General features: G+C 41.6%; 20 protein-coding genes. 10 read left to right on the top strand and 10 right to left on the bottom strand.

Annotation, left to right across the window (positions count from 1 at the left end; all coding sequences use genetic code 11):
* Positions 1 to 226: 226 nt before the first annotated feature.
* From B5X76_RS02240 to bioB, 6 genes are all read left to right on the top strand, one after another.
* On the top strand, positions 227 to 1,081 hold the full coding sequence (locus tag B5X76_RS02240; protein ID WP_079640800.1) for a heme/hemin ABC transporter substrate-binding protein: 855 nt from the start codon (positions 227 to 229) through the stop codon (positions 1,079 to 1,081).
* A 9-nt stretch (positions 1,082 to 1,090) separates the two neighbouring features.
* Positions 1,091 to 2,122, top strand: coding sequence for a FecCD family ABC transporter permease (locus tag B5X76_RS02235; protein ID WP_245800906.1), 1,032 nt, complete (start codon positions 1,091 to 1,093; stop codon positions 2,120 to 2,122).
* Between the two features lie 12 nt (positions 2,123 to 2,134).
* Positions 2,135 to 3,850 carry a heme ABC transporter ATP-binding protein gene (locus B5X76_RS02230; RefSeq protein ID WP_079640799.1) on the top strand — a complete coding sequence of 572 codons (1,716 nt, stop codon included), beginning with the start codon at positions 2,135 to 2,137 and terminating at the stop codon, positions 3,848 to 3,850.
* A 71-nt stretch (positions 3,851 to 3,921) separates the two neighbouring features.
* Positions 3,922 to 4,884, top strand: coding sequence for a helix-turn-helix transcriptional regulator (locus tag B5X76_RS02225; RefSeq protein WP_079640798.1), 963 nt, complete (start codon positions 3,922 to 3,924; stop codon positions 4,882 to 4,884).
* An 89-nt stretch (positions 4,885 to 4,973) separates the two neighbouring features.
* Complete coding sequence (locus tag B5X76_RS02220) at positions 4,974 to 6,383, top strand: arylsulfatase (protein WP_079640832.1); 1,410 nt, start codon at positions 4,974 to 4,976, stop codon at positions 6,381 to 6,383.
* A gap of 100 nt (positions 6,384 to 6,483) precedes the next feature.
* On the top strand, positions 6,484 to 7,461 hold the full coding sequence (gene bioB, locus B5X76_RS02215; RefSeq protein ID WP_079640797.1) for a biotin synthase BioB: 978 nt from the start codon (positions 6,484 to 6,486) through the stop codon (positions 7,459 to 7,461).
* On the opposite strand, the gene B5X76_RS02210 is transcribed toward bioB, so the two are convergent.
* The gene (locus B5X76_RS02210; protein ID WP_245800904.1) at positions 7,454 to 8,035 is read right to left on the bottom strand and encodes a DUF4230 domain-containing protein; all 582 of its coding nucleotides are present in this window, start codon (positions 8,033 to 8,035) and stop codon (positions 7,454 to 7,456) included. The two genes, bioB and B5X76_RS02210, sit on opposite strands and share 8 nt — an antisense overlap.
* A gap of 204 nt (positions 8,036 to 8,239) precedes the next feature.
* The gene (locus B5X76_RS02205) at positions 8,240 to 8,794 is read right to left on the bottom strand and encodes a thioredoxin family protein (protein WP_079640796.1); all 555 of its coding nucleotides are present in this window, start codon (positions 8,792 to 8,794) and stop codon (positions 8,240 to 8,242) included.
* A gap of 192 nt (positions 8,795 to 8,986) precedes the next feature.
* Here B5X76_RS02205 and B5X76_RS21600 point away from each other — a divergent pair, with 192 nt between their 5' ends.
* From B5X76_RS21600 to B5X76_RS02190, 4 genes are all read left to right on the top strand, one after another.
* Positions 8,987 to 9,316 (top strand): DUF6660 family protein, encoded by a 330-nt coding sequence (locus tag B5X76_RS21600; RefSeq protein WP_139375174.1) that lies wholly within the window; start codon positions 8,987 to 8,989, stop codon positions 9,314 to 9,316.
* Positions 9,317 to 9,509: 193 nt separating this feature from the next.
* A complete protein-coding gene (locus tag B5X76_RS02200) occupies positions 9,510 to 13,820 on the top strand; it encodes a CusA/CzcA family heavy metal efflux RND transporter (protein WP_079640795.1) in 4,311 nt (1,436 codons plus the stop codon).
* Positions 13,821 to 13,828: 8 nt separating this feature from the next.
* The gene (locus tag B5X76_RS02195; protein WP_079640794.1) at positions 13,829 to 15,112 is read left to right on the top strand and encodes an efflux RND transporter periplasmic adaptor subunit; all 1,284 of its coding nucleotides are present in this window, start codon (positions 13,829 to 13,831) and stop codon (positions 15,110 to 15,112) included.
* 27 nt (positions 15,113 to 15,139) lie between these two features.
* Entirely contained in the window at positions 15,140 to 17,212 is a 2,073-nt protein-coding gene (locus B5X76_RS02190; RefSeq protein WP_079640793.1) for a heavy metal translocating P-type ATPase, read from the top strand.
* A gap of 5 nt (positions 17,213 to 17,217) precedes the next feature.
* On the opposite strand, the gene B5X76_RS02185 is transcribed toward B5X76_RS02190, so the two are convergent.
* The 8 genes from B5X76_RS02185 to B5X76_RS02155 all read right to left on the bottom strand — a co-directional run bounded on the left by B5X76_RS02185 (position 17,218) and on the right by B5X76_RS02155 (position 24,551).
* Positions 17,218 to 17,778, bottom strand: a complete 561-nt coding sequence (locus B5X76_RS02185) for an AAA family ATPase (RefSeq protein ID WP_079640792.1) — start codon at positions 17,776 to 17,778, stop codon at positions 17,218 to 17,220.
* 35 nt (positions 17,779 to 17,813) lie between these two features.
* Positions 17,814 to 18,656, bottom strand: coding sequence for an EamA family transporter (locus tag B5X76_RS02180; protein WP_079640791.1), 843 nt, complete (start codon positions 18,654 to 18,656; stop codon positions 17,814 to 17,816).
* Positions 18,657 to 18,913: 257 nt separating this feature from the next.
* A complete protein-coding gene (locus tag B5X76_RS02175; RefSeq protein ID WP_079640790.1) occupies positions 18,914 to 19,561 on the bottom strand; it encodes a DUF2931 family protein in 648 nt (215 codons plus the stop codon).
* 4 nt (positions 19,562 to 19,565) lie between these two features.
* Positions 19,566 to 19,871, bottom strand: a complete 306-nt coding sequence (locus B5X76_RS02170) for a hypothetical protein (protein ID WP_079640789.1) — start codon at positions 19,869 to 19,871, stop codon at positions 19,566 to 19,568.
* A 69-nt stretch (positions 19,872 to 19,940) separates the two neighbouring features.
* Complete coding sequence (locus B5X76_RS21920; protein ID WP_176140969.1) at positions 19,941 to 20,111, bottom strand: hypothetical protein; 171 nt, start codon at positions 20,109 to 20,111, stop codon at positions 19,941 to 19,943.
* A gap of 101 nt (positions 20,112 to 20,212) precedes the next feature.
* Positions 20,213 to 20,911: a DinB family protein gene (locus B5X76_RS02165; RefSeq protein WP_079640788.1), complete on the bottom strand. Its 699-nt coding sequence runs from the start codon at positions 20,909 to 20,911 to the stop codon at positions 20,213 to 20,215.
* Between the two features lie 78 nt (positions 20,912 to 20,989).
* Positions 20,990 to 23,167 carry a S9 family peptidase gene (locus B5X76_RS02160; protein WP_079640787.1) on the bottom strand — a complete coding sequence of 726 codons (2,178 nt, stop codon included), beginning with the start codon at positions 23,165 to 23,167 and terminating at the stop codon, positions 20,990 to 20,992.
* A complete protein-coding gene (locus B5X76_RS02155; RefSeq protein ID WP_079640786.1) occupies positions 23,157 to 24,551 on the bottom strand; it encodes an aminopeptidase P family protein in 1,395 nt (464 codons plus the stop codon). Before B5X76_RS02155 ends, B5X76_RS02160 begins: the two co-directional genes overlap by 11 nt.
* Between the last annotated feature and the right edge of the window lie 3 nt (positions 24,552 to 24,554).

Raw genomic sequence — 24,554 nt, 5'->3', positions numbered from 1 at the left:
CGTTTGTTGGAGGGTGTTTTATTCTTGTTGTTTTGTTTTAACTAATTGTTTTATAGTTGTTTGTGTTGTTGTTTTGAAGTTTTGTTCGCTGTGAGAAATAATTGCAATTATTTGTATTTAGACTGATTATTGATTTGCTTTGTAGCAGATTCTAGAGAGGAGGTGCTTTTTAGTAAAAGGACTTTATCTAGTAATACAAAGAATAGAAGGTATAAAATAGGTTCAAATGAAGAGAGTTGTTGTAGTATGGGTGTGTATGCTTTACATGTTTGCTGTCAAAGCCAATAGCCCAAGGATAATTACGTTAAGTAGTTCGATTACGGAAACGGTATATGGCTTGGGGTTGGGAAAATCTGTGGTAGCTACAGATGTGACAAGTGTGTCACCTAAAGCTGCGGCTGCGCTTCCTCGTGTTAGTAAGAACCGTTCAGTATCTGCAGAAGGTATACTGGCTTTTAAGCCTACTATAGTATTAGCTATTGAAGGTGAAGTGCCCACTACTGTTGTGCAGCAGATCCGTAAATCGGGAATAAAGTTTGTAACGCTGAGGCAGGATTACTCGGTCAAAGGAACCTTTAAATTTATTCAGGATATAGCAGATGCTCTTGGGGAGACTGCGGAGGGAAGGGCAGTAGTTGAACGGACAAGATTAAGCCTGGATCGTATATTGGAAGTTGTTGTTAACGAGGGTAAAGTTGGTTCTAGACCAAAGGTTTTGTTTATATATGCGAGAGGTACGGGTACGATGAGTGTTGCGGGCAAAGGCAGTAGCCTAGATGCGATGATCGAGTTGGCTGGAGGGAAAAATGCAATTCAGGAATTCTCAGATTTTAAACCTTATACTACGGAATCGCTAGTCGATGCGAATCCTGACATCATTTTAATGTTTGATTTTGGTGTAAGCAGTATAGGCGGTAAAGAAGCGATGCTGAAGTTACCCGGTGTACGTATTACAGAAGCGGGAAAACATAAGCGTATTTTGGTTATGAACCCTTCATTACTTGTCAATTTTAGTACACGTCTACCTGAAGCCGTTATGGAACTGCACAAAGGGATGGTCGAAATGATGAATTTAAGATAAGGATATCCGGTGGAGAGAAAGCAGCGTATTATTTTAATCGCACTGGCTATTGTGACGTTCGTGATTGCAATAGTTGCATTAGGCTTGGGAGCTTACTATATTTCGGTCAACGACATTCTTCGCCTTATTGCCAGTAGATTGGGAGTTTTGAATGGTGTTGATCTAGATGTTACGCATGATAATGTTCTTTTTATAATCCGTATGCCCAGGGTCTTATTGGGGCTCTTGGTTGGAGCTGCGTTAGGTATATCCGGAGCCGCTATACAAGGTATATTTCGTAATCCACTGGCCGAACCAGGACTAATAGGCATCTCGTCTGGCGCATCCTTATTTGCGGTAATGATTATTGCTTTGGAGAGTTTGGTGCTGCATAGTCTTGCCGAATGGTTGGGCTATTACCTCTTGGCTTTTGGAGCCTTCTTTGGCGCAGGGCTTACGGCATTTGTGGTCTATCAGATAGCCCGTAAGGAAGGGCGACCAAATGTCACAACGATGTTGCTGGCAGGTATAGCTATCAATGCCTTTGCTGGAGCTCTAACCGGGCTGATGACTTATATGGCGACAGAACAACAACTGCGGACAATCACCTTTTGGATGTTGGGGAGTTTGGGCGGCGCTACCTGGGACAATTTGATGGCAATTTTTCCCTTTATAGCAATTCCGCTGATTGTTTTGCCATTTTACGGCAAGGCGTTGAATGCTTTTGCTCTTGGAGAGTTACAAGCAGATTTACTGGGTATGCGTACCGATCGCGTAAAACGATGGGTAATCGTATTGTCGACATTGGCGGTCGGAGCTTCGGTAGCGGTATCGGGTATAATTGGTTTTGTGGGCTTGTTGGTACCTCATATTATACGTCTAATAGGGGGGGCAGACCATAAATATGTTCTCACAGGATCGATGTTGTTGGGAGCTGTGGTATTGACTTTGGCAGATGTACTCTCTCGGGTATTGGTCGCTCCCATAGAATTGCCTATAGGGGTGATCACGGCATTGTTGGGTACGCCTGTATTTTTATATATTTTAATAAAGGATAAATAAGATAAGCCGCTTATGCTACGTGTTGAAAAGCTATCATATGAGATAAAGGGGAGAAAGTTGCTTAAAGATATCTCCTTTCAGATGAGGAAGGGAGAAGTATTGGCTATACTTGGCGCTAATGGGGCAGGAAAGTCTACATTGATGGGGCTGCTTTGTGGGGAAAAGAAGCCAACAGATGGGGCTATTCTTTTGAACGGCAGGGCGCTGGATCAGTATGATATGAAAGAGCTGTCTCGATGTCGGGCTATGTTGAGCCAGCAGCAACAGATGACATTGGCTTTTAAGGTGAATGAAATCGTAATGATGGGGCGCTATCCCCATTTCAGATCGACTCCCTCGGCTAGGGATCTGCTTGTAGTGGATGAGGTCATGGATTTGTGTGGCGTGAAATCATTGGGAGATCGTACTTTTTTGAGCTTGTCGGGTGGTGAGCAGCAGCGTGTTCAGCTGGCGCGTGTACTTGCGCAAATCTGGGACAATCAAGATAGCCTGTTGTTATTGGACGAACCAATATCGGCGTTGGATCTACAGTACCAACAGAAAGTGTTGGCGATTGCTAAGGCACTGTCCCGACGTGGATTTATGGTCGTACTGATCGTGCATGATGTCAACTTTGCGGCTATGTATGCTGATCGGATAATTATGTTGAAGAACGGCCGGAAGCTGATTGATGGAACTCCGGTAGAGGTGCTCAATACAAAAGATATTTATACCATTTTTTCGGTTGAATCTGTCGTGGAACTGAGTGCGAAAACGCTTAAACCTAATGTGAAATTGGAAGAACTAGTACTAGATGCAACTGGTTTTAACTCGTTGTTGCCTAATGAATCAGCTATGACTACCGAAAGGATATTAGAGTTGTTGATTGATAAATCACCCTATTTGTCGACAGATGAATTGGCTCGGAAAGTCGGCGTCCCAGAGTTTGAAATCTGGCGTCTGGACAAAAGAAATAAGACGGAAGTATTTATTCCCGATTTTGATCGATTAGTCGGAATATTACCGGGCTTGGGTAAGGTACGCATATGTTCTAGCAGTAGAGGAGCTCGACACACTTTGTTAGGTTGTTATACTATACATAGTTGTGAATCGGACAGGAAGGTGATATTTGAAGGAGATTTTGACTTAATTTTTCTTTTTAACCATTGGCATATAGGCATGCTGGTCGAAAATGAAATTGGAAGATCGTTGCGATTTTTTAATAAAAACGGAATGGAATTGCATGCCATTTCTTTGTCCGATGAGAAGGATAATGTAAATAGTGTTGAAAGATTGAAAGCGCTGCTAGTGAATGAGAATCGAGACAATAGATGGACATTCTGCTCCTCGATGGAGACCGTTGAAAAATCCAGACCAACGGAGAATCTACACGATCAAGCGATAAGTCAATTTCGGCAAATTTTAGCGTTATGTGCTGCGAATCGAGCTCCAGTGACCATCAAATTGATCAATAGAGGATGTGAACAATCTTATTCAGGGATGGTCTTCAATCTGATTGATCAGGGAAGCAGATATATTATTAAAGAACCTACATTCGAATTGGAAATAATATGGCACAATATCGGAAGAATCACGTCTGAATCGCGTAATGGGGCAAAGGATCAATTAGTTATCGAACTTTTTGATAGCAATGATGATTTGATCTTACAGTTCTTTGCGAATCATGCCGTAGCAAAAGACAGGAGGGATGAAGTGTTAGGTAAATGTAATAAGAATTCTGTTGTTTAGAAAGAGTTTAAATAAAGGTGTTTTTGTTTTGGTAAAAACAGTATCTTTATCTCACTAGGAATCGCTTGGATATGTTGATAAAAAGTAAAATAGTAGAATTGGATGAATGGCTTTTTATTGAAGAAATTCCAGATAGCTATGTGCCGGATAAACCCCTGGTAGAGCAGCGTCTGGATATTGATAGACCACCTGTCCGCATGCATAATTTTCAACTATCGACGAGTGGTCTTTTTATTTTACATAGCCGAATGTACTTCGATCAACCCGTACATGTACATACCGAAGTGGAGGGGGAGGCTATTACCAGTCAGTTTATTTTCTACAAAACGATAGACGATAAGATGCCTTTAGGTATGAGCAGACATAATATCCGCTATATTCCATCCCTGGAATCTGTCCATGAGGTAAAGGAAGGTATTGAGTACAATTATTTTATTGCGGTCATCTCAAAGGCCTATTACCTTAATCTTATCAAAAGAGATTCTCTATTACATCGGGATTTTGTGACAGCTATAGAAAAAGGGCAGTATGTTAGTTTTTCGGAAGACGACCTAATAGCGACCTATGAAATGCAGCATACAATGTCAGAACTTATTGAATCGAAGAAGACGGGTGAAATTAGGCGGTTACATACAGAATCCCGCATTGTAGAGCTTTTAATGTATCAATTTGAGCAATATAATGACAAGTCTAGTCAGGTGTCCACCCAACTTAACGATAGCGATGTAGGACGTTTGGAGCTGGCTAGACAAATTTTAGAACAGCGTATCGCCAATCCGCCAACCCAACGGGAACTGGCCTCCGAGGTGCTAACGAGCGAAAGTAAGCTCCGAAAAGATTTTAAAGAATACTTTTCAGTCACTATACACGACTACTTGACCCGTGTGCGAATGGAGAAGGCAAGGTTGTATCTTTTGGAAGATAAGTTATCCGTCTATGAAGTCGCTCTATTGACTGGCTATGGACATCAGAATAATTTTAGCAGTGCCTTTAAAAAATATTATGGTATCTCTCCCGGAGAGCTCAAAACCTGATGTTTTCCCTTTTTTAAGAGGTTTTTGATAGGGAAACAATCTATATGTATGATGTAGGAGGAGAAAAGTATATTCTGTATATTCGGATAATGAAACTACTTAAACCTCTTTCGACATTAGCGGCCCTCGTACTGCTATTGTCACCACTTCAAGCGCAAAAAACAGCTCTAAAGCCCAATATTATTTTTATTCTAGCAGATGATATGGGCTACGGCGATATCGGAAGTTACGGACAAAAACACATTAAGACACCGGTTCTCGATCGTCTGGCTGCGGAAGGGAGACGATACACCCAGTTTTATGCCGGGAGTACAGTGTGTGCACCATCTAGGGCAAGTTTAATGACCGGACAGCATACAGGCCAAGTATACATAAGGGGGAATGGTGAGGTTCCGCTTAGGAATCAAGACACTATTGTCACTCAGGTGCTGAAGCAAGCCGGATATACCAACGGCATGGTTGGAAAATGGGGATTGGGGCTTGCTGGAACTACCGGTACTCCGGAAAAGAAGGGCTGGGACTTCTTCACTGGTTTTTTGCACCATGTAGAGGGACATTTTCAGTTGAGTAATTCCGTATGGAGACTACAGAATGGACATAGTGTAAAGATGAAGGTGGATGAGGATACCTACGTGAATGAACTTTTTGCGAAAGAAGCTGTACGTTTTATAGAAGAAAATAAGGACAATCCTTTCTTTCTGTATGTCTCATTTACGGTTCCACATGCCGAACTCAAGGTACCCGAAAGATATCTGAAACCTTATCTAAATGCGGATGGAACGAGTAAGTTTGCTCCAGAAAAGGCACAACCAGCAGGGCTTCACTATGGCGAACAGCCCTATCCCAAGGCAGCCTATGCCGCGATGGTCACAAGTATGGATGACTATACAGGATGGATATTGAAAAAATTGGATGAGTTGGGCATAGCAGAAAACACGCTAGTGATCTTTACAAGTGACAATGGTACTCATAAAGAAGGCGGACGTACGATGGATGATATCATGCAGGTGTTTGAGAGCACGGGGGGGCTACGTGGTGTAAAGCGAGATCTTTATGAAGGAGGTATTCGTACACCATTTATAGCCAAATGGCCAGGGGGTATCAAGCCAGGGACGGTGAGCGACTTTACAGGTACATTTTGGGATATCATGCCTACTTTTGCCGAGATGACAAAAACCAAGGCTCCAATGAACATAGATGGTGTTTCGTTTTGGAAGGATCTTACATCGGGTAAGCAAATAGCAAATAGGCCATTGTACTGGGAGTTTAATGAAGGAGGATTCAAACAGGCAGTTCGCTTGGGCGATTGGAAAGCTATTCGCTTTTACAAAGACGGCAAACCGCAAAGGACAGAGCTCTATAATATTGCTAAAGATAGATTTGAAAGAAATGATCTAAGTGATCAGAATAGGGTTAAAGTGAGCGAGTTGGAAAGGCTGATGGACCAGCAACGGACTGAATCTGAAAATAAGATTTTTGCGATAAAGAGAGAAGGCTAGTTATACCGGACTATCTAAAATCTCAAAAGCGGATCCATGTGCGGACTGGTGGATATTGTACTTTTGTTCATATGGCAACTGAAAGTCAAATTATATGCATATGAATCAAAAAGAGCGATTAAGACACGATTGGACCAGAGCGGAATTATTTGCTATCTACAATAAGCCATTGTTGGAGCTGGTGTACGAAGCAGCTTCGGTACATCGGAAATGGCATAATCCAGAAGAAGTGCAGATATCGACACTACTTTCTGTAAAAACAGGAGGGTGCCCTGAGGATTGTTCGTATTGTGGTCAGGCGGCACGCTATCATACCGATATTAAAGTGCAGGCACTGTTGCCTACAGAGACTGTATTGACACATGCACGCAAAGCTAAAGAAAATGGTTCTTCGCGCTTCTGTATGGCTGCGGCCTGGCGCGAGGTGCGGGATAATCGGGATTTTGACCGCATTATCGACATGGTAAAAGGGGTGAATGATATAGGACTCGAAGTCTGCTGTACCTTAGGAATGTTGACCGAAAGTCAAGCAAAAAGGCTTCAAGAAGCGGGTTTGTACGCCTACAATCATAATCTGGATACTTCGGAAGAATACTACGATGAGATTATCTCCACGCGCACTTTCAACAACAGGATCAATACGATAAACAATGTACGCAAGGCTGGTATTACGGTCTGTTCGGGAGGAATCATCGGCTTGGGAGAGACTGTTGCTGATCGGATCGCGATGCTGCTTACATTGGCTACGATGGAGCTTCATCCCGAATCGGTACCGATTAACGCACTCGCTCGTGTCAAAGGGACTCCATTGGAAAATAATCCGAAGGTAGATATCTGGGATATGGTAAGAATGATCGCTACAGCTCGTATAGCGATGCCTGCATCGATCGTGAGACTCAGTGCTGGTCGTGTCGAAATGAATGAAACTGAGCAGGCCTGGTGTTTTATGGCTGGAGCCAACTCGATCTTCAGTGGAGAAAGGGAAACGCTACTCGTAACCCCTAATCCCGGAATGTCTGATGATATGACAATGTTTGCCCGTCTAGGTCTGAAACCTAAAGTTTGTCAAACTACTTAAAAGTAAGGTTTACTTTTTTGAATCCAAGTCCTTCTAGCAGAGGTTGGAATACATGCCTCGCATTTGATTGTGTCTGTGCGAGTATGTCTGACTTTTGAACCTGTTTAGTGATCTCAACCTCTGCACCTTTAAAAGCTTCATCTACTAAATCTGCCTCTCTAAAGAAAGCCATTTTCGTGTCGTAGACCTTCGATGCCTTATGGTCGATCTTAACATAACATAATTCTGCTTTTGGTAAAACGATAGAAGCAGAATCGCCCGAGACGGTGACATCTTCGGCCTTCAGTTTACTGAGGTCGATACAGCCGACAGCATCGGCTTTGACGATGAGCAAGACGCTAGCATCCGGAAGGTAGGTACTTATATTTTTGTGTTCGATGACATCGCTAAACCTGTATTTGACCAATTCCAGTTTTCCCATGGCTTCTATTCGTTCCACAAGAATCTGGTGTCTGCTTTCTACCTTAGTACTGGGCGAAAATCTATCTTTGACTAGCCATATTATAATCCCGATTAAAGCAAGAGGGACAAGAAATCTCAATAATGTTTTCATCTGCTTATATTTGTTTCTCATTTATGCTGAAGTTATCAGATTTATTCATAGTGTATCTTTTAAGCTGCATTTATGAACTAACTTCGCTCGGTTTGAATAAATCATGATGATTTCATGATTTAGCTTAGGGCAAAAAATAGACCAGTCTGAATAATACCTTTGTAATATTCTTATTAAGAAACCATTTTAGCAGATTTCCTGTCATATAGGCAGGTATTCTCGAACTTAATGTTTGACCTGATTTTTTTGGAAAACTGCTGCGATTTGGGCAAGCTCCTCAGTGTTTAGTCCTGAACTCATCTTCAAGCAGTTTATAAAATGTAAGATTTCTTCTGGAGCGGCAGGGCAACCTGCATTTTGTCCTTTTGTAGTCATAGCGGCGCCTTGCGGTCTGATCTGTGAGTCTGCTATCAGGTTTTTCTTATTGTCAAAAACAAGCCAGGTGGGAAGTCCCTGATCGGCATTGTTGTATTTCTTTAGTAATTCTGCTGCCCCCGGGTTTTCCAGGTGTTCTTTTCCCTTGCTTTCGTATACTGTAAAGTCTGCAATGATATAGTGTTTGTCGAAATAGGGTTTTATAGCTGGATCATTGAGACTGGCTGTCATCTTGTGACACCATCCGCACCAAGATGCGTGAAATATAGCCAGTACACTTTTATTTTCCCTTGCGGCTTTTGCAACGGCAGTATTTAAGACCTCTTCTGCTGGTGCAGGTGTTGATTGCGCGACAGCGCTTTGTAAACTCACGGCTAATATCAGCCCGAATAATAGTGTTTTCATGTGTTGAGGTTTATTTTTATAAAAATAAGTAATATTTAATAATAGTTATATGTTATTCTTTTGTTACAGATCTCTCCTTTCTGTCCTCTAATACACTGTAATACTTGTTTAGACGATATAATATAGCTTATTGATGGTCTAGCGGAGGCATTTAATATTTGGATGTCTTGTTGGAAATATGTAATATTGCTTATGTTGAGATGGTTGACATATATATTGCCCCTTTATATATTAGTACTGGCTACACTGCCCTGTACCGATCAGATCTCAGCGCAACCTCCAATAGATTTAACACACTTAAAATCCGATTACCATGATCATGATCATGAAGAGGGGGATACTTGTACACCATTGTGCAGTTGTTCTTGCTGTGGTGCGCACATTACCGAAGTGTCTTATTTTTGGTATGAGAGTCCTGTGCAACCCTTGGTCTATCAGATAAAAAACCATTTTTTTAAGAAGAAATCTCTTGTTTCTGATTATAAAGGTACTGTCTGGCAACCTCCCAAGTTTCAAGTCTAATCAAGTCTTTTAGGTATACATACGTTCGTATGTATAGTATCACTTTTATTGAAATTTAATATGTATTGCGTTCAACAATTCTAACTATTAATTGTTGTTTCGTTATAGCTTGATTCAATAACTGTTGTCAATCAGGATTTGATATCCATAATATCTTGTTGTAAATAGGGTTACAGACTTAATTTGAATTATCGTGTTAGATAGTATTATCCGATTTAGTATAAAAAATAAAATTATCATAGGGTTAATGACCTTGTTGCTCATTATATGGGGAAGTTGGAGCGCAACAAAGTTACCTATCGATGCAGTGCCTGATATTACGAATAATCAGGTGCAGATATTCACCTCGGTGCCCACGTTGGCTGGACAGGAGGTGGAGCAGCTGGTCACATTTCCGATTGAACAGAGTATAGCTAATGTCCCTAATGTGGAAGAGATTCGCAGTATTTCCAGATTCGGTCTATCGGTGATCACTGTGGTCTTCAAAGAAGAGGTAGATATTTACTTTGCACGGCAACTGATCAATGAAAAATTGAAAGAAGCCGTCGAAAAGATACCCGAAGGTGTAGGCAGCCCAGAGATGGCTCCAGTGAGCACAGGTCTAGGTGAAGTGTATCAATATATAATCCACCCCAAAAAAGGAAGTGAAGATAAGTACGATGCGAAAAATCTTCGCGAGATGCAGGACTGGATCGTCGCTAGACAATTGTACGGTACACCAGGTATTGCAGAGATTAACAGTTTCGGTGGACAGTTGAAACAGTATGAGGTTGCTGTTAATCCCAATAGATTGCGGGCGATGAATGTGAGTATCCCGGAACTATTCACGGCGCTGGAAAAGAACAATCAAAATACAGGTGGCGCTTATATCGATAAAAAGCCTAATGCATATTTCATCCGTGGTGTAGGATTGGTTACTTCATTGGAAGATGTAGGAAATATTGCGATCAAAACTGTTGGTACAGTGCCGGTATATATTAAAGATGTGGCCGATGTGCGTTTTGGTAGTGCGGTACGCTATGGTGCATTGACCTACAATGGCGAGGTAGACGCTGTAGGCGGTGTGGTGATGATGCTTAAGGGGGAAAACAGTAATAAGGTAGTCCAGCGCATCAAGGACAAGTTGCCTACTATCCAAAAATCCTTACCTGATGATGTTGTGATTGAGGCATATCTCGATCGTACAGATCTGGTCGGTAGAGCTATACAAACGGTCGAGAAGAACCTTATTGAAGGGGCTCTGATTGTGATATTCGTGTTGGTGCTGTTTTTAGGGAATCTAAGAGCAGGGTTGATCGTAGCCTCGGCTATTCCCTTGTCGTTACTTTTTGCTCTCGGGATGATGAATGTATTTGGTGTGAGTGCCAATCTGATGAGTCTAGGTGCTATTGACTTTGGGTTGATTGTAGATGGAGCAGTCATCGTGGTAGAGGCTACACTGCACCATTTGGGGTTAAGAAAGTCAACAGACCGCCTCACGCAGGCTCAGATGGATGAGGAGGTATTTGAATCTGCTTCAAAGATAAGAACCAGTGCGGCTTTTGGTGAAATCATTATTTTGATTGTATATATACCGATCTTGACTTTGGTGGGAGTAGAGGGCAAAATGTTTACACCAATGGCCAAAACAGTAGGCTTTGCCATATTCGGAGCGTTGATTCTTTCATTGACGTATATTCCGATGATGTGCGCTTTGTTCTTGCCGAAGAAAAACAGTGACAAGAAAACATTTAGCGATAAGATGATTGCCAAACTTCAAGGATGGTATAGACCGGTACTTGAAAAGGTAATTAGGGTTAAATATATTGTAGTGAGTCTTACTGTACTGGTGTTTGGATTTTCTATGTTTCTATTTAGTAGAATGGGAGGAGAATTTATTCCGCAACTGGAAGAGGGGGATTATGCCTTTCACTGTATTTTACCTCAGGGTAGTTCGCTTAATCAAAGTATCGAAACTTCAATGAAGGCTTCCCGAATTATCAAAGAATTTGATGAGGTGCGTATGGTAGTAGGAAAGACAGGTGCTGCCGAGGTACCTACAGACCCGATGCCTCCCGAGGCTACGGATATGATGGTGATTCTGAAGCCGCAGAGCGAATGGAAATCGGGTAGGACTTATAAAGAGCTCGGTGATGCTATTATGGAAAAGCTAGAAGTAATTCCTGGTGTCTTTTTCGAGAAAAATCAACCCATACAGATGCGTTTTAACGAGTTGATGACAGGTATCCGGCAGGACGTCGCAGTAAAAATATTCGGGGAGAACATGGATACATTGGCAAATTATGCCAATCAGGTCGGAGCAGTGATACAAACTGTAGAGGGAGCTACCCCGCCACAGATCGAACGGGTAAGTGGCCTGCCGCAAATCAATATCGTATATGACCGTACACGTATCGCCAACTATGGCTTGACAATTCAAGATGTCAATGATATCGTAAGTACAGCATTTGCGGGCAAGAGTACAGGAAGTGTTTACGAAAATGAACGTCGTTTTGATTTGGTTGTTCGACTGGATAGTACCCATAGGAGTAGTATTGAAGATGTAAAAAACCTCTTGGTACCAACTGCAAGTGGAGTACAGGTACCTTTATTCCAATTGGCCGATATCGATTACAAGCTTGGTCCAGCACAGATCAGTAGGGAATCTGGAAAGAGACGGATTGTAGTTGGATTTAACGTGTCGGGACGTGATGTGCAGTCGGTGGTGGAGGATATTCAGCAGAAGCTAGAGAAGGTGCAGCTTCCATCGGGTTATTACTTTACGTACGGTGGCCAATTCGAAAATCTGCAGAAAGCATCGGCTCGTTTGCTGATCGCTGTGCCTGTCGCTTTATTATTGATATTTATGCTGTTGTATTTCACTTTTCACTCCTTCAAGCAAGCAATTTTAATATTTACTGCAATTCCAATGAGTGCTATCGGCGGGGTATTTGCGCTTTTACTTAGGGATATGCCATTTAGTATCAGTGCAGGTATTGGTTTTATAGCCCTGTTTGGTGTAGCGGTATTAAATGGGATAGTACTCATAGGGACATTCAATCAATTGCAAAAAGAGGGGGTGAAAGATGTGTTGCAACGTGTTAGAGAAGGAACTTTAATTCGATTACGTCCTGTATTGATGACTGCGATGGTGGCCTCTCTTGGTTTTTTACCGATGGCGATTAGTACAAGTGCTGGAGCCGAAGTTCAAAAGCCTTTGGCTACAGTCGTGATTGGAGGGCTCATCACAGCGACCTTCCTTACGTTATTTGTACTACCACTATTGTACATTATCTTTAATTCGAAATTAAAACTACGCAAACAAGATATTATGAAAGCGACTATGACTATCGTGCTCCTGGGGATGGGATTGCTCTTTGCAAATGCTCAGCATAGGTTTTCTGTCGATAATCTAATCGATAGCGCGTTAAGAAACAATCTACAGTATAAAATGAACCAGGCCGAAGTAGAAGCGGCAGGATATACGGTAAAAACAGCAAATGATATCGCAAAGGTCAACGTATTTGCACAAAACGAAGAAATACAACCTTCTAATAGAAAGGGTAATTTTAATCTTGGCGTATCGCAGGATATTGCTTGGCCTGGATTGTATGCCGCCCGAAGGAAGTATTTTACCGAGCAGTTGAAGTATGTGGAATTAAATAAGGACCTACTCTCTGCAACAATAAAAAGGGACGTCCGTATAGCCTATTTTCAACTGTGGTATTTGCAGGACAGACAGCAACTATTCCTTCAATTGGATAGCATTTATGATAATCTCTTCAAAGCGACTGATTTGCGTGTAAGAACGGGGGATGTCGCTATGTTGGATCGAATTGCAGCTGAGGCCAAGCTGAACGAACTCCGCGCACAGATTGAACAGAATAAGAAAGATATGGTAGCACAGCAACAACAGTTAATGCTGTTGACCAACCTTAATGAATGGATGCTTCCTATTGAAGAACCTATGCAGAAGTTAAAGATGGAATCTGCGGAAGATGGAGGATTACACCCAATATTGGCGATACAACAGCAAAATATTGCCGTTGCTTCGTCTAATGTGCAGGTACAAAAAAATAGTAATATGCCGGATTTTTCAGGTCAGTTCTTCTCACAACGGTTTTTAGGAATGAATGATCCAATAACGGGTTTTTCGATAGGTGCCTCTTTTCCGCTATTTGGCATTACAGCCGCCCGAAATAAGGTACGTGCAGCGCAGGCTGAGGTAAAAGTCCAGGAAGAGGCTTTGCGTTATAATAGGCAGCAGTTGCAGACAGATCAATCTATAGCATTGGCCGAATTGGAGAAAAACAAGGCACTATTGAAGTTTTACGAAACCTCGGGGCTTCGACAGGCCGATGAGATTATTAAAGCGGCGACATTGAGCTATAATACCGGAGAGATTGCTTTTGCAGAGCTTAGTCAATTTTTAGGACAGGCCATTGGCATTCGGCAAAATCACCTCGATGTGCTCAACCTGTACAACAAGTCGGCTATACAGATTAATTATTTGACGAATAAATAGATTCACTGATGAAATTATATATAAAGATACTACCGATTATCGCAGTTTTACTTCTGACTGTTGCCTGTAAAGGTAATAAATCGGGGGACACCGGAAAAGAACCCACCGGTACAGAAGAGAAAGAAGCCGCTGGCCATGAAGAAGAGGAATCAAATATAGCATCGCTGAATAAGGAACAGATCGCTTCAGTAGGGATCATTTGGTCGGGACTGGAGTTTCGAAATCTATCTTCAACGATCAAGGTCAATGGTCAATTGAGTGTGCCTAATAATAACAAGGCTAATGCAACATCATTGTATGGCGGAGTGATCAAAAGTCTTACGGTACAATTGGGAGATTATGTACGTAAGGGACAGACTATAGCCACGATCACTAACCCTCAGTTTATCCAGTTGCAGGAAGAGTACCTGACGGTGTTAAGTCAGATCGTACTGGCGGAGCAGGAATTGCAACGGCAGCAGGAGCTAAACGCTTCGAATGCGGGAGCGGGGAAGAATCTACAGGCAGCAAAAACGACAATGAACACACTGCGTACTAGAAGAGCGTCTCTGCAGCAGCAGATTGAATTAATGGGGATTGATGTGGGGAACCTTTCTAATGGGAATTTAAGATCTTCTTTGCTGGTTAAAAGTCCTATTAATGGAACGGTAAGCAATGTGTTTGCAAAAATCGGTAGTTATGTTGATGTCTCTTCGCCGGTGATAGAGATCGTGGATAATAGTTTACTTCATTTGGATCTACAGGTGTTTGAAAAGGATCTTCCAAAAGTGAAAATAGGTCAAGTAATTGATTTTACATTGACTAATAATCCGGGGATGACTTATAAGGCAAAGGTTTTTAGAATAGGTGCTTCGTTTGAAAATGAGAGTAAGTCTGTCGCCGTGCATTGTAATGTGCTAGGTAATAAGGATGGATTGATCGATGGTATGAATACGATTGGCTTATTGGACCTTAGTGGAGAAAAGCTGTTAGCAGTACCTAATGATGCCATCGTCGAGGCAGATGGTAAGTATTATATTTTTGTCTTGACAGATAAAGAAGGGGAGGCGCATCACGATGAAGAGGGGCATGCGCATGCAGAAGGAGAAGGTCACGGGCATAGTCATGCAGCGGATACCAAGAAGGAAGAATCAATCAATTTTGAGAAGATCGAAGTAGCTAAAGGAGTCTCAGAGCTTGGGTACACAGCGATAACACCGGTATCTGAATTGGCAAAAGATACGCAGGTAGTCACAAAAGGAGCATTCTTTATCAATGCTAAATTAAGCAACACAGGTGGCCATTCACATTAATGTAAACTGATTTGATAAATTTAGAGTATGGAAGAACATAAACATAGGTATGATGAAATGGGGAGACAGCTTTGTTGTAACCAGACTGAAAAGATATATGATAACGCAGGGGCAGCCTCTATGGTACGGACTAATAAAAATGCACAGGTCACAGGTTGCTGTTCACATGATGTAATTAAGAATTCGGAGGTTGACGATCATGATGGACATGATCATAGTCATGACACTACGGATGGCAATTATTTAAAATTATTTATGCCCTCTATCCTTAGTTTGGTTTTGCTATTGATTGCCTTGGGAATCGATAATTACTTTCCGCAGGAATGGTTCAAGGGCTGGATAAGGTTACTCTGGTATGTGGTCGCTTATATACCCGTCGGTCTACCGGTGTTAAAGGATGCTCTCGTAAATATCCTCCGGGGTAATTTTTTCTCGGAGTTTTTTCTAATGGGGATCGCGACGCTTGGTGCTTTTGCTATTGGCGAATATCCAGAAGGGGTAGCTGTGATGTTATTTTATGCGGTAGGAGAAAGCTTTCAGACATTGGCAGTCTCTCGTGCCAAATCCAATATAAAGGCTTTATTGGATCAAAGACCAGATGAGGCTACGGTGATACGCAACGGGGTAGCACAACAGATCAAAGCGAAAGACGTGGAAATAAACGATGTTTTACAACTTAAACCCGGGGAAAAATTGGGCTTGGATGGCATCTTGATGAGTGAACAAGCGGTATTTAATACTGCTGCATTGACGGGAGAGAGTAAACCAGATACAAAGTATGAGGGCGAACCGGTGTTGGCAGGTATGATCAATCTAAATACTTTGGTCAATGTCTTGGTTACTACAGCATACGCAGATAGTAAACTGAGTAAAATCTTGGAGATGGTGCAGAATGCCAGTAGCAAAAAGGCCCCCACGGAATTGTTTATCTCTAAGTTTGCAAAGATATATACACCCATTGTCGTCTTTTTGGCTGTAGGTATCGCATTATTACCGGCACTATTTGTCGCGGACTATCAATTTGTAACTTGGTTATACAGAGCACTGGTGTTTTTAGTGATTTCCTGCCCTTGTGCCTTAGTGATTTCTATTCCCTTAGGTTACTTTGGCGGAATTGGGGCCGCTAGCCGTAACGGAATTTTGATTAAAGGATCCAACTTTTTGGATATTCTAGCGGATATACAAAATGTGGTGATGGACAAAACCGGTACCATGACTGAAGGTGTTTTCGAGGTACAGGAGGTGGAGATTGCAGATGAATTTGACAAAAAGGAAATTTTGGCTATGGTCAATATCTTAGAAAGTAAAAGTTCACATCCTGTAGCAACAGCTATTCATAATTACGTAGGCGAGCTGGATCATACTTTAATACTCGAAGATGTCGAAGAGATAGCCGGACATGGCCTGAAGGCAACAGTGAAAGGGAAAGAGCTACTAGTAGGGAATTTTAGATTGATGGACAAGTTTGCCATCGACTATGATATAAATCCTGCCTCTATCGTCTTTACGGTTATCGCTATCGCTTATGGAAAACAGTTTGTGGGCTATATCACTATCGCAGACCGGATCAAAGATGACGCCTTAACAACGATTAGACAGCTGCACAATAGTGGGGTGAAAGCAACGATGTTGAGTGGAGATAAGAGCTCGGTAGTACAGTATGTCGCTAAAGAACTGGGGATAGATCATGCTTTCGGGGATTTGTTGCCAGAAGACAAAGTGAAGCGGGTCGAGGAGATTAAAGATAAGGGCGAATCTGTCGCATTCGTCGGTGATGGTGTCAATGATGCTCCTGTAGTGGCACTCAGTGATGTCGGGATAGCTATGGGGGGATTGGGTAGCGATGCTACTATTGAGACTGCTGATGTAGTCATACAGGATGATAGACCAAGTAAGATCCCAATAGCAATACGTATCGGAAAGAAGACAAAGCGGATTGTATGGCAAAATATTGTATTGGCTTTTGCTGTAAAGGCTATTGTTCTTGTATTAGGGGCTGGGGGCTTGGCCACGATGTGGGAGGCTGTATTTGCAGATGTAGGGGTAGCTTTGCTTGCAATTCTGAATGCGGTGCGTATACAGCGCTCAAATTTTGATTAGGTGATTCAATTTTGGCTGATCTGGGATAGGATGAATCGAACACGTTCGCTAACACTGACTCTGGGAATATTAATTAGGGTATATCCTAATTTTATATAAGTTTGTTCCATAGTGAGATAGGTAGCTATTGCTTCGTCGAAACTTTGTTTTCGCTCGGTGTCGTTGACATATATGTCTTCCCAAGGTGGAGTAATAAACACCTTGGGGAAATATGTATATTTTTTTGCAGCATCTAAGATCTGATCGGGTATCTCTAAACCGGAGAGCGTTAAATATCCCATGACGTCTGGTATACCCCGATCAAAGAAAATAGGTGCATTGATATGGCTTTGATTGCAGTTTTCGTAATCAATCACCGCATGTTCGAACATGGTCTGAGCAAAAGCAAGTGGATCTACCCAAGGTAGTTTGTTGCCCTGAACGCATATTTGTTGCTGTATTATCCGGCGACCCACTTCAGGAATACAATTGTATCCTTGAGCCGACATTGCCGTGATGATGGTTGTTTTGCCCATTCCCGGCCCTCCGGTAATCACGACTTTGGGTGATTGTGGTATCTTTTCCATAATAATAGTAAAACTTGTAATAGGGGAGTTACTACCTATTCCTTGCTGAAAATGGTCGTACCCATACTAGCTGCTACTACACAACAGATGGATATCCATTGTGAGAAAGTAAGGGCTTCATGAAGAAAAAGTAATCCTGAGAAGGCCGCAAAAGCAGGTTGTAAGCTTGTTAAGATACTGAAGGTTTTGGCGGGAAGACGTTTTAGTGCTATGAAATCTAAAGAAAATGGAAGAGCACTGGAGAAGATAGCTACCCCCAATCCCTTAAGTAATAGTAATGGTGTAACATGGAAAATAGCTCCGTCCCAAAGAGAGAATGGAATGATGATCAAAGTTGCAAATAGCATTCCTGTGGTGACAGCATCTTTGCCCTCCATGACTTTTGATACCTTACCGCCCATAACGATATACATTGCCCAGAATATGCCGGCCAGCAATGCCAGTCCTAGACCTATTAGATCGATGTCACTGTTTGTCCAGGGGACAATTAACAATATCCCTATACAGGCCAAGAGGGCCCATGCGATATCGAGAAGCTTGCGTGAAAGAGCCAAAGCCAGAAAAAGCGGGCCTACAAATTCGACCGTGACTGCTAGCCCTAGCGGAATACGTTGTATGGCCATATAGAAAATAAGATTCATTGCCGCGATACCAATTCCATATAAGGCGGCATATAACCATTGCTGTCTTGTGAATTTGGAAAACTTGGGTCGATTGATCAACGTAAGCAATAGGGCTGATAATCCGATGCGTAAAGTGCTGGTGCCGATGGCACCTATGGCTGGGAATAATTGTTTTGCGATAGAGGCCCCTCCCTGCACACAGGCCATAGAGAGAAGTGCAGCTGGAATAGCTATTTTGGTATTTTTAATTGACATAAGTGTTTACCTTATAACGATCATTACAGATTGAACAACAATCACGATCATTAATTTTCAAAATTAGGGAATGTATAATCTGCTCCCTATAGGCATATTTAAGGCATGCAGTTCTTATTATATTATAAGTAGTTGTATGGGCTACCGATGACACGAACCCTGCATAGTTGATTCGCTTATTTATTGGCCATAAAACTACAAAATCTTCCTTAAAAGCTACTCGCATTAAGCGAATATTTATAGGTAAATCAAAGGTTCTATTTTAAAAAATAGTCAGGAGTTTGATAATTAATACTATCACTGTAATCTTTTTTATAGAGGTTTTGTCTAATATTATTTTTGATGCTATCATCGAGTAGACCAAAGATCTCAGAGATATACTGTGTTTCAGAAAGAGGCTTGTTGTAATATAGGTCTTCTGCTTGAGGACGGATGACAGGCAGTCTTTTGGAAAGAATAAGTCGTGTGCCCAATGATTTGCTCGAACACCATAGCTTAATTATTCCTTTGTCTGCTATTCCTAGTGTGAAAATGAGCAATTCCGGAGAGGTTTTGTACTTCTCCCAAATGGGACTAGCTGCATTTAATGGAATCGTGGTGCCGTAAAACAAAGAATCTGTGTAGGAAAGGTACTTGATATGTAGACTGTCGGGAATGTCGATACGGTTGTTATCAAAATGTTGATTGACCTGCCCCCATGCAAAATAATCGGAATACGGATCATAAAAATGACCGAGTTCGTCCGTGCGCTTGTCCGAAAAGTATAGACTTCGTACGTGGAGTGGAATTGCGGAGAAACAACCGGTCCGATAATTAACTTTTTGATTTGTTCTTTGTATCTGGAACACCGTGCTGCCAAGAATGATGGCTATCAGAAAGATATAAACTTTGTTTAATGCATTCATTGTACTAATGTTGGTAAGCAGCTGCTAATCCCGTAATATAAACACTAAAAGCTATGAAAAGGGATAATAGTAATATAAGTACAATTAATAATCCTACAGGCCAGGATTTAAAGGGAAACTTGTAATACAGAATATAACTGAACTGTAATACGGTAACGGCCGCAAGATAGTAGAGCGGAATGTAAACCATATCATTCTCCTTTGGAAATAAGAGAATGAGAAGAAAGAATAGGGTAATATATATACCAATAAGTAGAAGAATGCTGCGTTGTTTCTGCTGTGCTATGGTTCTTTTTTGTGCTGTTTCCATTGGGATAACAAAGATAGACAATAAGCTAAAAAAAACTATTGCACGTATGCTTTCTCCTATGAAGAAGTTTTATTCTTTGTTTTTAATCTGCTGGGTATTGATCAATAGCGCTGTGAAATTTAGGAGTATAGATATTCCCATCAATGTAAACTTAATATAGGTATCACTACTTGTCATCCCAACAATTAATAATAACATTGCTACAGGTACCAACGTTTGGTCTAATTTGAATTTTCTCATGTACTTAGATTTATAAGCAAGGTGATAACACTGGGATAGTTATACCACCTTGATAATAAAGTTACAAGCTTTAAATCAAAATAGCAAGTATAACCTCTAAATTACTTTGGGAAATTAGCATTAGATTTTATCTCTTGAATCTGTGCTGTGTGTCTTGCTGTATGTGCAGCAAGAAATAGTAGACTTTGATATCCATCTGCAACGCCAGTTGGGTATTTACTCAAATGACTACGTAACTTAACAATATCGGCTTTTTTTATGTAATCAGTTATCAAATTGCGTTCTTTGCTGAAATCTTCCCAAGCTGCATTTGTGGTCTCGTATTGCCCTTTGGGTTGTAGTGTTTCCGGTGCTTGGAATTTTTGGCTTCGATTAGTAATTGTCTTTACAATTTCCTCATCAGTCTGACTACGCTGACTTTTAGAATCCAGCTGCGAATCTTTTTCTAGTTGTTGTTGGATCATGCCAAAAAGCATTCTCTCCGTTAGGATAATGTGCTCTAGGCATTGGCTAACCGACCAATGGTTTTCATCGGTTTTGAATCGTAATTGTTCGTTACTCAGCCCAGAAATACTGTTTTGCAAAGCAATGCTGGTCTCCTGATAGTATTGTATAAGCTTGCTTAAATCGCTACTATCTTGTGTGACGAGCTTTTGTGTAGTTTGATTTTGGATTATCCGATTTAGATCGCCTCTATTAGAAGACGCAAAAGACTTTGGTAATGACATGGTTGCCAAGCAGGATACAGCAATTACCAATTTTAGACAGTTCCGACATTGTTCCTTAAATAGCTTTTTCATGGTTATGAAATTTTTGACAAGACAATAATAATCAGTTTGAAGCAAATAAAACTTGCCATCTGACAAGTTTTATAATCGTTATTGCTTGGCTCCAGGAGGACAGTGTTGTCGTAGATATCGGGTAAATAGATGAGACAAATGTGCCGAGGTACCTTCCCCTTCGTTGATCGAATGACTACGGTTAGGGTAGGCCATCATATCAAATGGAATTTTATGTTTGATCAATTCATTGATGTATACTTCAGCATTTTGATAGTGCACATTGTCATCGCCAGTCCCATGGATCAACAACAGATTGCCCCTAACATTTTTTGCATACGACAGTGCAGATCCTTTTATAAAGTCTGCTTCATTTTCTTGTGGTAGGCCCATATAGCGTTCCTGATAGATATTGTCGTAGAGCAATTGATTGGTAACCGGTGCTATTGAGATTCCTGTTTGGTAGATTTCGGGGTATTGCCCCAGCAAATTTAGTGTGGACGCACCACCGCCAGACCATCCCCATACTGCAACTCGGGTTGTGTCTACAAATCCCCATTTGAAGACCTCTTTGGCACCCATGGCTTGATCTCTAATATTGATTATACCGATGTTTCTGTAAATTGACTTGCGCCAATCTCTTCCGCGGGGAGCCGGTGCACCTCGGTTTTCCAGTGAGACATAGAGATAGCCATCTTCGGCCATATCTCCGGCATAGAGAAAGTTTTTGCCCGTATAGAAGTTATCTGTGACAGTCTGTGAGGCCGGTTCGCCATACACATAAAATACAATAGGATATTTCTTTTGCGGATCAAAGTTCTTCGGTTTGACCATCCAGCCATCGAGCGTGATTCCATCAATAGTGGTGATTTGGAAGAATTCAGTTTTAGCAGATTGACTATCGGCATAAACCTCCTGTTGTGCCGGTACGAGTTCTGTGTGATCGGGAAGTGAAATGATCGATCCTTCACCATAGTAGGTACTACTACTCTTTGTCAAGATCGCTATTTTTCCGTTTGGAGATATATTGTACTTATTTGTACCTTTTAGTTCCTTGGGGGTAAGACGTTTTGCCTTTCCGCCTGAGAAAGGAAGTAGGTATAGGTGTTTTTGCGTGGCATTTTCTGGTGAAGCGCTAAAATAAATGCTTTTGGATAGCGGATCGATGCGGTCTATCTGAATGATATCAAAATCATCTTTACTCAATAGCGTCTCTTTTCCTTGTAGATCTATTTTATAAATCTGTCTCCAACCTGACTTTTCAGATAGCCAAATAAACGCTTTCCCTCCGTCAACCCAATCCCAACCACTCGGATCGCCATTGTTCCAGCGTGCCTTGATATCAACCCATGCTTTGTCAGTTTCTGTATGTATGGTGTGGGTCTCTCCAGAGTTTGCATCTGCAAGGATGATCTTGCTTTCGTTCTGTTTGCGGTTTAACTGTTGTAAAATAACTGACTTTGAATCTAATGTCCACTCCATACGTGGAATATAGTGTTGGCTAGGATCTCCCGGTACGCGAAGTTGCTTTGTAGAGCTGTTCTTTAGATCGTAAACCCAAAGGGAAGTTGCCGAAGGTTTAAGACCTACTTTTGGATATTCTACCGGAATGATGAAAGAATAAAGACTGTCTGTATTATTGATCATGTAAAAATGCCGGGTGTCTTTGGCGTCCTGCTTCCAAAAAGCAATCTTATTTCCGTCTGACGACCAGCGGAATCCATCCTTTGTTCCAAACTCTTCTTCATAAGCCCAGTCAAAGGTTCCGTTGATCATACGTTCGGTACCGTCTTTTGTTATTTGTTGGTATTGCTGTGTTTTAATGTTTTCGATGTAGATATTATGTTTAGATACGTAAGCCACCTGCTTTCCATCAGGAGAGAACTTTGCAAACATTAAGGACGATTCGGCTAGCCCTTTACCCACCTGTGTCAAGGTCTTTTTGTCTAAGCTGTATAACCAATAATCTCCACGTGTATTTTCACGCCACACTCGCTTGGTATTTACAAAAAGAAGCAGGGTGTTTTTATCAGGAGATAGCTGGAAGCTTTGAACTTCCAATGGCGCACCTTGTCCAGCGGGGGTAAGGTCTTTTGCTGCAAGAAATACCTCTTTTTTTTGTGGGTTAAGTAAGTTAATGACTACGACACCATCTTTAGAGAAGTCATAATAACCTTTGCCGTCGTCAGTCCACTGCGTCTGTGCAGCGGTAGATAGCGTCTGTAAGAGATGGATGGTTAGTACGGCTATAAAAAGTAAATTTGTTTTATTGCGCATGATTTGATCTATAGTTTTCAATATCCTTTGCTGATTTTATTAATTCTGGACCTAATAAACGGAAACCATCGGCAGTAATCAGGAAGTTGTCTTCGATGCGTATACCACCAAAGTCGCGATAGGTCTCCAACAAGTCGTAATTGATAAATTGGGAAAGTTTATTTTCCTTTTTCCAGATGTCAATTAGTTCAGGAATGATGTAGATTCCAGGCTCGACAGTCAATACAAACCCTGTTTCTAATTTGCGGCCTAGTCGAAGGGATTTTAGACCAAAAGTATGGGTATCTTTGGGCTCATCTTCGGTATAGCCTACGTATTGTTCGCCTAGATCTTCCATATCGTGTACATCAAGCCCCATCATATGTCCTAGACCACATTGAAAAAATAGGGTATGCGCATGAGCCTGTACAGCTTCTTCGGGGTTACCTTTCATTAAGCCGACACCTATCAGTCCCTCGACAAGATGTCTGGCAGCGAGTAGGTGTATATCTTTAAATCTTACTCCGGGTTTCATACTGTCTCTTGCTTCTTCAAAGGCCTTGAGTACGATGTTGTATAGGTCGCGCTGCCGAGCGGAAAAACTCAAACTTACCGGAAATGTACGGGTGAGGTCTCCGGCATAGCCCATAGCGGTCTCGGCACCTGAATCATTAAGTAGGAGATCTCCTTGTTTTAAGTAATGTTGTTGATAAGCATTGTGGAGAATTTCTCCATGTACGGTTACAATGGGAGGGTAGGCAAAGCGGCAGTTCTGGTCATAAGCATAGTGTTGTACAGCATTAGCAACATGCAATTCTTGCATTCCTGGTTTTGCCATGCGCATGGCTAATAGATGCATCTCCGCAGATACATGCAGTGCTTTTTCGATTTCGTTGATTTCTTGTACTTCTTTGATGGACCGTTGTGCTACCACTGCCTGAATAAAAGGTGCTGAAGGTGTAATGCTTGCGATACTTATATGGAGTAATTCACTAAGTAATAGTTTGTTTATGGCTTGATAGGGAGGGAGGTAATGTACCGTTCGGTTGCCTTTTTGCGCCTGCTGTACATAGGAAGATAGTTGCTGGAATGGCAAGGTCTCTTGCACCCCTGATTTTAATGACTTTTCATATAAAGACTCCTGCTGTCCCATCCATACAATAGCATCTATGGATAGTTCATCTCCAAAAATAATGGTTTTATTTTGGTCGATATCTATAATAGCTGCTATGCGAGGAGCTTGAATGCCGAAGTAGTACAAGAACGTACTGTCTTGGCGAAAAGGATATACATTGTGTTCGAAATTGATAGGGTTTTCAATATTCCCTAAGAAAAGGAGGATACCTTCTGAAACCTGTTTTTGAAGCTCAGTCCTTCGGGACTGATAAGTGTGTGCAGAAAACATATA

This window comes from Sphingobacterium nematocida, assembly GCF_900168125.1.
Classification (GTDB): Bacteria; Bacteroidota; Bacteroidia; order Sphingobacteriales; family Sphingobacteriaceae; genus Sphingobacterium; species Sphingobacterium nematocida.
The sequence above is the reverse complement of the archived record's forward strand: the minus strand, read 5'-3'. Positions and strand labels throughout refer to the sequence as shown.

Bases quoted from the DNA above. Each gene is read 5' to 3' on its own strand.
- B5X76_RS02155 (WP_079640786.1), bottom strand. From the start codon at position 24,551: ATGTTTTCTGCACACACTTATCAGTCCCGAAGGACTGAGCTTCAAAAA.
- B5X76_RS02240 (WP_079640800.1), top strand. From the start codon at position 227: ATGAAGAGAGTTGTTGTAGTATGGGTGTGTATGCTTTACATGTTTGCT.
- B5X76_RS21920 (WP_176140969.1), bottom strand. From the start codon at position 20,111: ATGAGAAAATTCAAATTAGACCAAACGTTGGTACCTGTAGCAATGTTA.
- B5X76_RS02220 (WP_079640832.1), top strand. From the start codon at position 4,974: ATGAAACTACTTAAACCTCTTTCGACATTAGCGGCCCTCGTACTGCTA.
- bioB (WP_079640797.1), top strand. From the start codon at position 6,484: ATGAATCAAAAAGAGCGATTAAGACACGATTGGACCAGAGCGGAATTA.
- B5X76_RS02225 (WP_079640798.1), top strand. From the start codon at position 3,922: ATGTTGATAAAAAGTAAAATAGTAGAATTGGATGAATGGCTTTTTATT.
- B5X76_RS21600 (WP_139375174.1), top strand. From the start codon at position 8,987: ATGTTGAGATGGTTGACATATATATTGCCCCTTTATATATTAGTACTG.
- B5X76_RS02175 (WP_079640790.1), bottom strand. From the start codon at position 19,561: ATGAATGCATTAAACAAAGTTTATATCTTTCTGATAGCCATCATTCTT.
- B5X76_RS02185 (WP_079640792.1), bottom strand. From the start codon at position 17,778: ATGGAAAAGATACCACAATCACCCAAAGTCGTGATTACCGGAGGGCCG.
- B5X76_RS02170 (WP_079640789.1), bottom strand. From the start codon at position 19,871: ATGGAAACAGCACAAAAAAGAACCATAGCACAGCAGAAACAACGCAGC.
- B5X76_RS02180 (WP_079640791.1), bottom strand. From the start codon at position 18,656: ATGTCAATTAAAAATACCAAAATAGCTATTCCAGCTGCACTTCTCTCT.
- B5X76_RS02205 (WP_079640796.1), bottom strand. From the start codon at position 8,794: ATGAAAACACTATTATTCGGGCTGATATTAGCCGTGAGTTTACAAAGC.
- B5X76_RS02160 (WP_079640787.1), bottom strand. From the start codon at position 23,167: ATGCGCAATAAAACAAATTTACTTTTTATAGCCGTACTAACCATCCAT.
- B5X76_RS02195 (WP_079640794.1), top strand. From the start codon at position 13,829: ATGAAATTATATATAAAGATACTACCGATTATCGCAGTTTTACTTCTG.
- B5X76_RS02230 (WP_079640799.1), top strand. From the start codon at position 2,135: ATGCTACGTGTTGAAAAGCTATCATATGAGATAAAGGGGAGAAAGTTG.
- B5X76_RS02190 (WP_079640793.1), top strand. From the start codon at position 15,140: ATGGAAGAACATAAACATAGGTATGATGAAATGGGGAGACAGCTTTGT.
- B5X76_RS02165 (WP_079640788.1), bottom strand. From the start codon at position 20,911: ATGAAAAAGCTATTTAAGGAACAATGTCGGAACTGTCTAAAATTGGTA.
- B5X76_RS02210 (WP_245800904.1), bottom strand. From the start codon at position 8,035: ATGAGAAACAAATATAAGCAGATGAAAACATTATTGAGATTTCTTGTC.